Origin of the sequence: Tenacibaculum aiptasiae (genome assembly GCF_965221665.1) — a bacterium.
Taxonomy (GTDB): domain Bacteria; phylum Bacteroidota; class Bacteroidia; order Flavobacteriales; family Flavobacteriaceae; genus Polaribacter; species Polaribacter aiptasiae.
The window spans coordinates 1,367,755-1,377,694 of the sequence record NZ_CBDCSN010000002.1 but is presented as its reverse complement, the minus strand read 5'-3'; the positions used below and the strand labels follow the sequence as shown (position 1 = coordinate 1,377,694).

The following is a 9,940-nucleotide window of genomic DNA, read 5'->3' as shown; positions in this document are numbered from 1 at the left end:
GCTTACTAGTTTTTATACTTGTATTGTGTTTCTTTTAATAGCTTTCCTTCGTTGTCCTTTACAAAGGACAAACGATTAAATTCATCGTACTCATAATACATCGTTTGTCCTCTTGGATCTGTGATACTCGTTACTCCTACCAAAGGATCGTAAGTAAATGTGGTAATCTGAGCTTTTGATAATGACGATATTCCTCTTAAGCCATTTAATGCCGTACGTAAAGTATTCTCAGTTGCTGCATTGGTATCTAAATTAGAAGCTGTTTGTATGCTTGTAATTGTAGCACTTGGAATATCTGATAATTTCGCATTCTCTATCTTAGCTATAGGCTGTGTTTTCTGATACCCCCAGATATAAACAATATGAGTACCATCCTTTTTACTCACCTCTAACGGATTTCCTTTATCATCATATGAATGATATACAACTCGGTCTTCTAATACTCCTGTACCTTTTGATACTTGCACCTTTTCTGGCAAATACAATCCGTTATAATCTTTATAAACAGTTTCCTGTTCGTTTAACTTAATCGTTCCATTAAAAGTTTTGTTTTTAATAGGCTCTGCTATTCGATGTTCGTTTATTAATCTTTGATTATTTACATCTTTTGCATACTGTATCTCTGTCTTTAAAACCTCTCCTTTACTATTAGCAACTCTCATTTCTGAATACAATAAAGGATTGTTATTGTACGTATAATCTGTAATACTAGTTACTTGTGTATTTCCTAAATGACTAATGCTTTTTTGTTGTTTCAACCTATGATATTCTGTTGTATATCCATAATATGTAATATAACGATTATCAAATATATTCTCTCCAACACCTACATAAGGCATTCGATATACTTGAACTGCAAATTCACTTCCTCTTCTGTGAAATGTATCAAATCTTTCATAAGTAAACGAATCATGCTTTAACAAAACATCTTCTCCATCAAAGTATTTAGTCTCTAACAAATTACCATTACGCCAATCTGGGATATATGTTCTCTTATGAACACTAGAAAAAGGACTTGAAAAGTAAACATCATCAAAAACATAATCCGTCCATAAATCTAATTCTTGATACTTATACTCTTTATAACCGTTTGATAACCCTTGATTGGTATATGATTCTTTTACATTTCTATAACCTACTAATGCACCTTGTTTTACAGGTTTAATAGCTCCATTTGCACTTATCTTAACAGTCTTTGCTACTCCGTTAGCTGTTGTATTGTTTGCATTAACAATTGAGTTATTAATTGGTAATTGATAAACCATTCCACTAGTAAGATTTGGATTCGGTGCTGAAGCATCAAAAGTATAATCAAATTGTCTTGAACTTACTGGAACTGTAGCTAAGGCGTCTGTATATACTTTGATTGCCCCTATTCTAAGTCCTCCAAATAAATATTCTCCTGGTGTAGGATCTATTTGATAGTTTGCTACAACATTTAAAATAGGTGATGGATTCGTACAAGTAGGATCGGTTATAGGATCACAATAGCTTTGGTTACTTCTCGATTTAGCTACAATTTTATACGTTTTTCCAGGTGTTAATTGTATTGCAAAATCACTAAGTGAAATTGTTTGTGTAAATGAAACATCTACTCCTTCTAAACTAATAATATAAGAACAATTTGTATTATTTATATCTGGTCCTGAACAACCAAACATGTCTATATTTAAATCTACCCAACCATCACTATTGGAAGCTACTGTAAATGTTTTTGAATAGGCTGTTACTGGATAACCGGTATCTAAAAATAAACTTGTATTTTGAAATCCTATAGTTTCTTTTAAGGTATAATCTTTATAAAGATGTGAACTACCATCGTTAAAAGAACTAATCTTGTGGTTTTCCCATATAAACTCTTCTACACCTCCTGTAGGAAGTGTAAGCTTTGTAAGTATTTCTGCTTGTGTATAATTTGGATGAATTGCTCTATTTGCATCTCCATAAATAGCATACGGATAACTCGGAGTATATCCTCTTGAACGCGGTATCTTATTTGCGTTAATCTGTCCATTAAAGTACCCAAAATAATCTACAGCATTGGAATACCTTCCTGGCAACTTTTGCGCATTGTATTCAAAACTATACACCCCATTTGTATTTTGGCTTTCTGATATTTCTGAAATGGAATTTAAGCGTAAGCGACTCTTTCCTTCTGTATCATGAACATCAAAAAAAGGTGCTTGATAGTTTGCCATTAATACTGCTGCTGACTGGACAGTATTTAATTGAAAGCTCTTTACAAAATTATTATTTGTATCATAAAGTGTAATTTTATCCAAAGCATAAGAGTTCTTTAAATCCAAACGTTCTGTACTACTTTTACTAAAAACTACTTTCCCTGATGGAAATTGAATCTCTGATATCTTTGGTTGTGTAAACTTCTTCTCTACATAATTAATACTATGTTTATAAGGATCTATTCCTGCTGGTAGAATTACATCTTCCCCACTTATAACCATTGCCTTAACATCATCTTCTAATACGTAATTAAAAGTAATTTGATTATTAGAAGTAGGAAAACTAATACTTTTTAACATCCAACTTTGATAATATGGGTCTGATGTATCTCCATAACTACCTACATTATTAGATGTAAAACTTCCTGTTAATGTTTGTGTATAGCTTTTAACTCCTTTTATTTTTTCTAAATAATTATCTGTTCCTCCAAAATTATAGACCACTCCATTTGGGGTTGTTATAGTAAATCCCGTTATTTTACCTAAACTTGTCTTGATGGCACTTATCTTTACATTTGAACGAGGAAACTCCACAAAATCATTTACATTTTGATCATAATAAAAGGTCCCTGAATATCCTGGTATTGTATAATTAAACTCATCTGCTTCATAATCTCTTATCTCTTGTGTAGCATCCAACAATTGATAATCTTGGGTCTCAAGAAGAGCTCCTTGAGTAAAAGCTCCATCTGGCCTTTGTGAAAAATCTTGAAGCGTATAAGTTGTATTCATATACCCAAAAGTCTTTTTATCGTCTGGTAACCAATTAATTGTTCTGGTAACCAATCCTCCTGCTTGTAAATTCCATCCTAACCCTACCCAAGAGGCAATGTCTGATACCTTATTTCCTCCTCCACTATAACTCAATCCTATAGGAATATTAACGCCCTTATAGGATATTGTATGAAATGGAATGGAGATATTTGGTAAACCCGTATATGGAGAAATATCTGTTTGTGAATACTTAATTAATGAAGCTGCCTCCGGAGATGGAGGTAATACTTCCGGTAAGTCCTGTGAAAACAAGACAACAGAATAAAGCATTGTAAAAATGCTTAACATCGTTTTTTTCATAAAGTCTGTTATTGAATATTAGCAATTTATTTTTTTATAGCACTACAAATGTATAACCTTTATTCTTACCATACAAAAACCTTTAGGTTTAAAATATTCTTAAAAGTTTTAAAAACAATAAAGTAGTACACCTATAACGCAAAAAAACCTCCCTTTATTTTGAGAGGTTTTTAATATTTATTCTTTAAAAAAAGTCTTAGTTCACTCTTTCCTTTAAAGCCTCTACTACTTTTTTACTGTTTCCAATAAAAATTTCATTGTCCACTATAAAAACTGGACGCTTTAAAAATGTGTATTCTTCTAAAATAAATTGACGATAATCAGTTTCCGTTAAGTTCTGATTTTTTAAATCTCTTTCCTTGTATAACTTTGCTCTTTTATTGAATAAACTCTCATAACTATCCGTCAATTTTCGCATTTCTTCTAATTGCTCAACAGTTATGGCATTGGTTTTTATTTCTTGTTTTTCAAAACCGTCAATATTTACTTCTTTTAAAATTCTACGGCAAGTATCACAAGTTTGTAAAAAATAAACTTTCTTCATGGGTAAATAATTATCTTTGAGCTAGCTAAAATAAGTAGAAAAATGAACAAACAATTTGAAGTTTTAAAAAAATCAAGAGAATTAGTTTTAAAAAAAATAGAAGGTTTATCAAGTGAGCAATTACATAAAATTCCAGAAGGATTTAAAAACAATATTGCTTGGAATGTAGCTCATTTAGTAGTAACTCAACAATTATTACATTATAAGTTATCTGGATTAAACTGTTTAGCTTCAGATGAATTAATTGAAAAATACAGAAAGGGTACTTTTCCTACGGAAACATTTACTGAAGAAGAATTTGATGAAGTAAAAGATCTATTAATCGGTTTACCAGATACTTTAAAAGAAGATTTTGATGCTGGAATTTTTACAAGCTATACTACTTACGAAACTAGTACTGGGTTTGTTTTAGATTCTATTGAAAGTGCTATTGCTTTTAATAATTTACATGAAGGTATTCATTTAGGTAATATCATGGCTTTAACTAAGTTGGTATAAAACTAAGCAACATATGAAATTTAACACTAAAGCCATACATGGAGGCCAAAAGCATGAGGAGTCTACAGGCGCTGTAATGACTCCCATTTTTCAAACCTCAACTTATGCACAAGCTAGTCCAGGAGTACATAAAGGTTATGAATATTCTAGAGGTGCAAATCCAACGAGAACTGCATTAGAAAATTCGTTTGCAGCTTTGGAAAACGGAACACATGGTTTTGCATTTGCATCAGGATTAGCTGCTATTGACTGTGTTTTAAGAACTTTAAAACCTGGTGATGAAGTTATTGCTGGTGACGATATTTATGGTGGTACTTACCGTATGTTTATGAGACTATTTAAAAACTACGGGTTAAATTTTCAGTTTGTAAACATGGATGAAATAGCTAATGTAACCAATACTATTTCTAATAACACCAAATTAATATGGATTGAGACACCAACCAATCCGTTAATGAAAATTGCAGATATTGCCGCAATTACCAAAGCTGTAAAAGCAAAAAGCACCAATATTTTAATTGGTGTTGATAATACTTTTGCAACACCTTATTTACAACGTCCTTTAGATTTAGGAGTAGATATTGTAATGCATTCAGCAACAAAATACTTAGGTGGTCATTCAGATCTAGTTATGGGTGCTTTAATGGTAAAAGATGCTAAACTTGCCAAAGAATTATATTTTATACAGTTTGCAGCCGGTGCTATTGCTGGACCAATGGATTCGTTTTTAGCCTTAAGAGGTGTTAAAACTTTACACTTGCGTATGCAGCGTCATTGTGAAAACGGAAAAGCTGTTGCTGAATTTTTGAATGCACATCCAAAGGTTAGCGATGTTTATTACCCAGGGTTAGAAAGCCATCCGAATCATGAAATTGCTAAAAAGCAAATGGATGATTTTGGTGGAATGGTTTCTTTCCGTTTAAAAGATGAAAGTAAAGAAGCAGCGCTTTCTTTTTTAGAAAACACTAAAATTTTTACACTTGCTGAATCTTTAGGTGGTGTAGAAAGTTTGGTAAGTCATCCTATAACAATGACACATGCATCGATACCAGAAGCGGAACGTTTAAAATTAGGAATTACGAATTCATTAATTCGTTTAAGTATTGGAATAGAAGATATTGACGATTTATTAGCTGATTTATCACAAGCTTTAGAGATATAAAATTGACAACTCCTCATAGTAAGGAGTTGTTTTTTACCATAAAAAATACCGATTGGTATATTTTTTATATATTTACACTTTAATCTAGTACTATTGTGTCTAAATCAGAGAAAACAAAAGCTTTTATTATTGAAACGGTTGCTCCAATATTCAACAAGAATGGGTATTCGGCAATGAGTTTATCAAAAATAACTCAGGCTACTGGTTTAACAAAAGGTGCTATTTATGGTCATTTTGAAAACAAAGAAGAGCTAGCCATTGAAGCTTTTCGTTTTTCTGTAAGAAATGTTTTAAAAGATTTAAATGCACATATTAATAAAGACGCTTCTCCTATAGAAAAGTTATATAACATTGCTTCTTTTTACGAAAACTATTATAACTATAGTAAACAATTTGGTGGTTGCCCTATTTTAAACATTGGTGTAGATTCTAACAATCAAAATACAGCTATTTCTAATTTAGTTCGCTCTTATAATACTCGAATTTTAGAACAATTTTCTTTATTAATTGAAGCTGGAAAGCAAGCTGATGAAATTAAACCTACTATAGATAATGCTACTTATGCAAAACGTTTTTTTTATATGATTGAAGGCGCTGTATACATGTCATATATAATGAAAGACCCTAGTTTTCTTACAGATTTATCACTAACCATGAAACAAATTATACAACAAGATTTACAACTATAACTATTTTTTTAATTAAAAATATACCAATTGGTATATTTAAACTTATTTACTATGGAATTACCAAAAATTTTAGAAAGCAAAACAAAAATAAGGTTTCAAGACTGCGATCCTTTTAATCATTTAAACAATGCTTCGTATTTTAATTATCTTATCAATGCTAGAGAAGATCAGCTAATTGAAAATTACAATTTAGACATCTATGCACATGGAAAAAACAAAGGAAAAAGCTGGGTAGTAGCTTCTCATCAAATTTCTTATTTGAAACCTGCTACTTTAATGGAAACTGTCACTATAGATTCTCAATTGATCAATTACGGAGATAGAAAATTGTTAGTTGAAATTCGTATGTGGAACGAGGCTAAAACTGAACTAAAAGCCGTTTTATGGAGCTCTTTTGCTTATTTTAACCTAATACAGTTAGCTTCTGAAAAACACTCTGAAGATTTATTAAATTTATTTGAAAGTGTAGTTTTACCAGTAGAAGAAACCTCTTTTGAAGAAAGAATTAAAAGCTTACGTTTTCAAAAAGTATAAGCATAAAAAAACCCGCTAATAGCGGGTTTTATTTTATATGTTAGCTAATAACTTTGTTATTATTTAGCTTCAGCATATCTTCTTTCTACTTCGTTCCAGTTGATTACTTTAAAGAAAGCATCAATATAATCAGGACGACGGTTTTGGTAGTTTAAGTAATAAGCGTGCTCCCAAACATCTAATCCTAAGATTGGAGTTCCACCACAAGTTACACCTGGCATTAATGGGTTGTCTTGGTTTGGAGTAGAACATACTTCTACTTTTCCTCCTTTGTGAACACATAACCAAGCCCATCCAGAACCAAATTGCGTTGCAGCAGCCTTAGAAAAAGCATCGATAAAAGCTTCTTTAGAACCAAACTCAGCTTCGATAGCGTCTTTTAATTCTCCTGATAAATATCCTCTATCTTCTGGGTTCATTACTGTCCAGAATAAAGAGTGGTTATAAAATCCACCTCCATTATTACGAACAGCTCCGTTGCTCATATCTAAGTTTGTTAAAATATCTTCAATAGACTTTCCTTCTAAATCAGTTCCTTCAATAGCAGCGTTTAACTTAGTTGTATATCCGTTATGGTGCTTACCATGGTGAATTTCCATCGTTCTTGCATCTATATGTGGTTCTAATGCATCGTAAGCATATCCTAATTCTGGTAATTCAAAAGCCATAATTATTTGTTTTTTAATAGTTTAAAATTTCGTTTTTCCGATTGTAAATTTAACTCAAAAAAATAAGGCAAACAACCGTTTGCCTTATTGAAAATTTATTTAACTATAAGTTATATCAATTCTATTCTTTTAAAACACTTTTCAACTTCTCTATATCTCCATCAACATTTTTTGGTGGTGTTAAACCAAGTATTTTACACAATAAAGGATAAACATGAATGTTTTTTACTGATTCTGTGGTATATCCTTTTTTAAATGCTGGCCCGTTTGCATAAAATATACCGTGCATTTCTTTTATTTCTGGATTAAACCCATGTTGTCCTGTAACATATACTTCTTTAGACATTTTACTCTTCTTTCGATAGGTAAAATAATATCCTTCATTAGGAACTACCTGAAATGGCCCCCAGTTTTTATTTTTAGGCACATATTCAAAATGTGGTGCATCAGCAGTTTTATACACTTTAAAAGGTCCTTTTTTGGAAGTTAAATATGTATATATTTCTTCTAATTTTTTCGGATTCTTAGGATGTATATTTACAATAGTTCCATTATTCACTACTGAGAATAACTCATCATTTTTTATTTCATCTATAGAAATAAACTTATCGGTTTTTACTTCTAACATTCCATGGTCAGATACAATAACAATATTGATTGGAAGATTTAACTCCTTTGTTTTATTAAACAATTCTCCCAATACATTATCTAACGGATATAAACCTTCTTTAATTGCTTCATCATTATTAGGTCCAAACTCATGACCAGTATCATCCATATCTGAAAAATACATAGTAATTAAATGTGGTCTTTTTTCTGAAGGCATTTTTAACCAATCAATTACTTGGTTTACCCTATCAATATTCGGAGTACTTCCTTTGTAAGGAAAATAATAGGTTGGCTTTACTCCTTGAATATCTGCTTCGCTTCCAACAAAAAAATAGCTAGCTGTTACTATATTGCTATTATTTGCTAAAACCCAAATAGGCGTTCCTCCGTAAAATTTTCCGTTTTCAACTTTTTCTCTGTCTCTAATGCTGTAAAAAGCATCGTTTTCATGACTGTAAAAACTATTTCCTAAAAGCCCATGATTTTCAGGATACATTCCTGTAGCTATAGTATAATGATTTGGAAATGTTTTAGATGGAAAAGATGGCACTAAAGAGTTTGCCTGGACTCCATTTTTAACAAAGTTTGAAAGATTTGGTGGAGAAAAACGTTTTACATAATCCCAACGAAATCCATCCAAAGAAATTAAAATAACATATGGTTTCTCAGTAGCCTCTTTTGAATTTTGAAAAACGGTTGCTTTTTTAAGTGTACTGCATGATGAAAATACTATTGCAGTAACAACACAAAAAAACAAAAATAACTTAACGTTCTTCATCTCTCTTAGTAATTCGCATCTTCTGGATACTTAGCCATAAATTCTTCCGCTTTTTCTACCATGTTTGTACTTCCACAGAAAAAAGGAACTCTTTGGTGTAATTCAGTTGGCTCTAAATCTAAAATTCTTCTGTAACCATCAGTTGCTTTACCTCCTGCTTGTTCTGCTAAAAATGCCATTGGATTACATTCATATAACAAACGTAATTTTCCTTTAGGTCCAATAGTACTTGTTGGATACATATAAATACCTCCTTTTAACATATTTCTATGGAAATCAGAAACCAATGAACCAATATATCTAGAAGTATAAGGTCTGTTTTCCTTTTCCTCTTGGCAGTATTTTAAATATTCTTTTACTCCTTGTGGAAAATGTACATAGTTTCCTTCGTTTATAGAATATATAGATCCTTGCTCAGGTATTTTAATGTTAGGGTGTGATAAATAAAAAGTTCCGATAGCTGGATTTAAGGTAAATCCACTTACTCCATTACCTGTTGTAAACACTAAAATTGTAGAAGTTCCATAAGCAACATAACCAGCTGCTACTTGCTCTGACCCTTTTTGTAAAAAATCTTCTTTAGTTACCGGTGTTCCTTCTGGAGACACTCTTCTATATATAGAGAAAATAGTACCTACAGATACATTTACATCAATATTCGACGATCCATCTAAAGGGTCCATTAACAATACATACTTGTTATCGTTTCCTTTATTCTTTCCTTCAACAACAATATAATCGTCTTCTTCTTCGCTCCCAATTCCACAAACTATTTCTCTATTAATAAGAGTTTGTTTAAATAAATCGTTTGCTAAAACATCTAACTTTTGCTGAGTTTCCCCTTGTACATTTATATCTCCTGAAGCTCCAGTAATATCAACCAAACCAGCTTTTCTAATTTCGTGATTTACTACTTTTGCTGCTAATCTTATCGAGTTTATTAAACGAGAAAGCTCTCCAGAAGAGTATTTAAAATGATTTTGGTTATCAATAATATACTCGCCAAGGGTCATGTGTTTGTTATTCATCTCAAATTTTTGTGTGTTGCGTATGTCCGCACAAAGATGCTACCTTTTTGGGGTTACTACAACGATTTCGTTTATATTTTTTTAGAATATTAGCTATCAATTGATAGCAGCTAATA

Annotated in this window: 9 protein-coding genes; 4 read left to right on the top strand and 5 right to left on the bottom strand. The window is 31.4% G+C overall.

Annotated features, from left to right (window positions below; all coding sequences use genetic code 11):
• Positions 1 to 5 precede the first annotated feature (5 nt).
• Positions 6 to 3,314 (bottom strand): RHS repeat domain-containing protein, encoded by a 3,309-nt coding sequence (locus ACOQN8_RS06590; RefSeq protein ID WP_420552088.1) that lies wholly within the window; start codon positions 3,312 to 3,314, stop codon positions 6 to 8.
• Between the two features lie 196 nt (positions 3,315 to 3,510).
• Positions 3,511 to 3,858, bottom strand: coding sequence for an arsenate reductase family protein (locus ACOQN8_RS06585; RefSeq protein ID WP_235274578.1), 348 nt, complete (start codon positions 3,856 to 3,858; stop codon positions 3,511 to 3,513).
• Between the two features lie 42 nt (positions 3,859 to 3,900).
• Here ACOQN8_RS06585 and ACOQN8_RS06580 point away from each other — a divergent pair, with 42 nt between their 5' ends.
• The 4 genes from ACOQN8_RS06580 to ACOQN8_RS06565 all read left to right on the top strand — a co-directional run bounded on the left by ACOQN8_RS06580 (position 3,901) and on the right by ACOQN8_RS06565 (position 6,741).
• Positions 3,901 to 4,356: a DinB family protein gene (locus tag ACOQN8_RS06580; RefSeq protein ID WP_420552087.1), complete on the top strand. Its 456-nt coding sequence runs from the start codon at positions 3,901 to 3,903 to the stop codon at positions 4,354 to 4,356.
• A gap of 13 nt (positions 4,357 to 4,369) precedes the next feature.
• The gene (locus ACOQN8_RS06575; RefSeq protein WP_420552086.1) at positions 4,370 to 5,518 is read left to right on the top strand and encodes a cystathionine gamma-synthase; all 1,149 of its coding nucleotides are present in this window, start codon (positions 4,370 to 4,372) and stop codon (positions 5,516 to 5,518) included.
• Between the two features lie 95 nt (positions 5,519 to 5,613).
• Complete coding sequence (locus ACOQN8_RS06570; RefSeq protein ID WP_420552085.1) at positions 5,614 to 6,207, top strand: TetR/AcrR family transcriptional regulator; 594 nt, start codon at positions 5,614 to 5,616, stop codon at positions 6,205 to 6,207.
• Between the two features lie 51 nt (positions 6,208 to 6,258).
• Positions 6,259 to 6,741, top strand: coding sequence for an acyl-CoA thioesterase (locus ACOQN8_RS06565; RefSeq protein WP_235274574.1), 483 nt, complete (start codon positions 6,259 to 6,261; stop codon positions 6,739 to 6,741).
• Between the two features lie 59 nt (positions 6,742 to 6,800).
• On the opposite strand, the gene ACOQN8_RS06560 is transcribed toward ACOQN8_RS06565, so the two are convergent.
• The 3 genes from ACOQN8_RS06560 to fbp all read right to left on the bottom strand — a co-directional run bounded on the left by ACOQN8_RS06560 (position 6,801) and on the right by fbp (position 9,824).
• Positions 6,801 to 7,409 carry a superoxide dismutase gene (locus ACOQN8_RS06560; RefSeq protein ID WP_150897961.1) on the bottom strand — a complete coding sequence of 203 codons (609 nt, stop codon included), beginning with the start codon at positions 7,407 to 7,409 and terminating at the stop codon, positions 6,801 to 6,803.
• Positions 7,410 to 7,530: 121 nt separating this feature from the next.
• Complete coding sequence (locus ACOQN8_RS06555; protein ID WP_420552084.1) at positions 7,531 to 8,796, bottom strand: alkaline phosphatase family protein; 1,266 nt, start codon at positions 8,794 to 8,796, stop codon at positions 7,531 to 7,533.
• 5 nt (positions 8,797 to 8,801) lie between these two features.
• Positions 8,802 to 9,824 (bottom strand): class 1 fructose-bisphosphatase, encoded by a 1,023-nt coding sequence (fbp, locus tag ACOQN8_RS06550; RefSeq protein WP_150897962.1) that lies wholly within the window; start codon positions 9,822 to 9,824, stop codon positions 8,802 to 8,804.
• Positions 9,825 to 9,940: the final 116 nt, after the last annotated feature.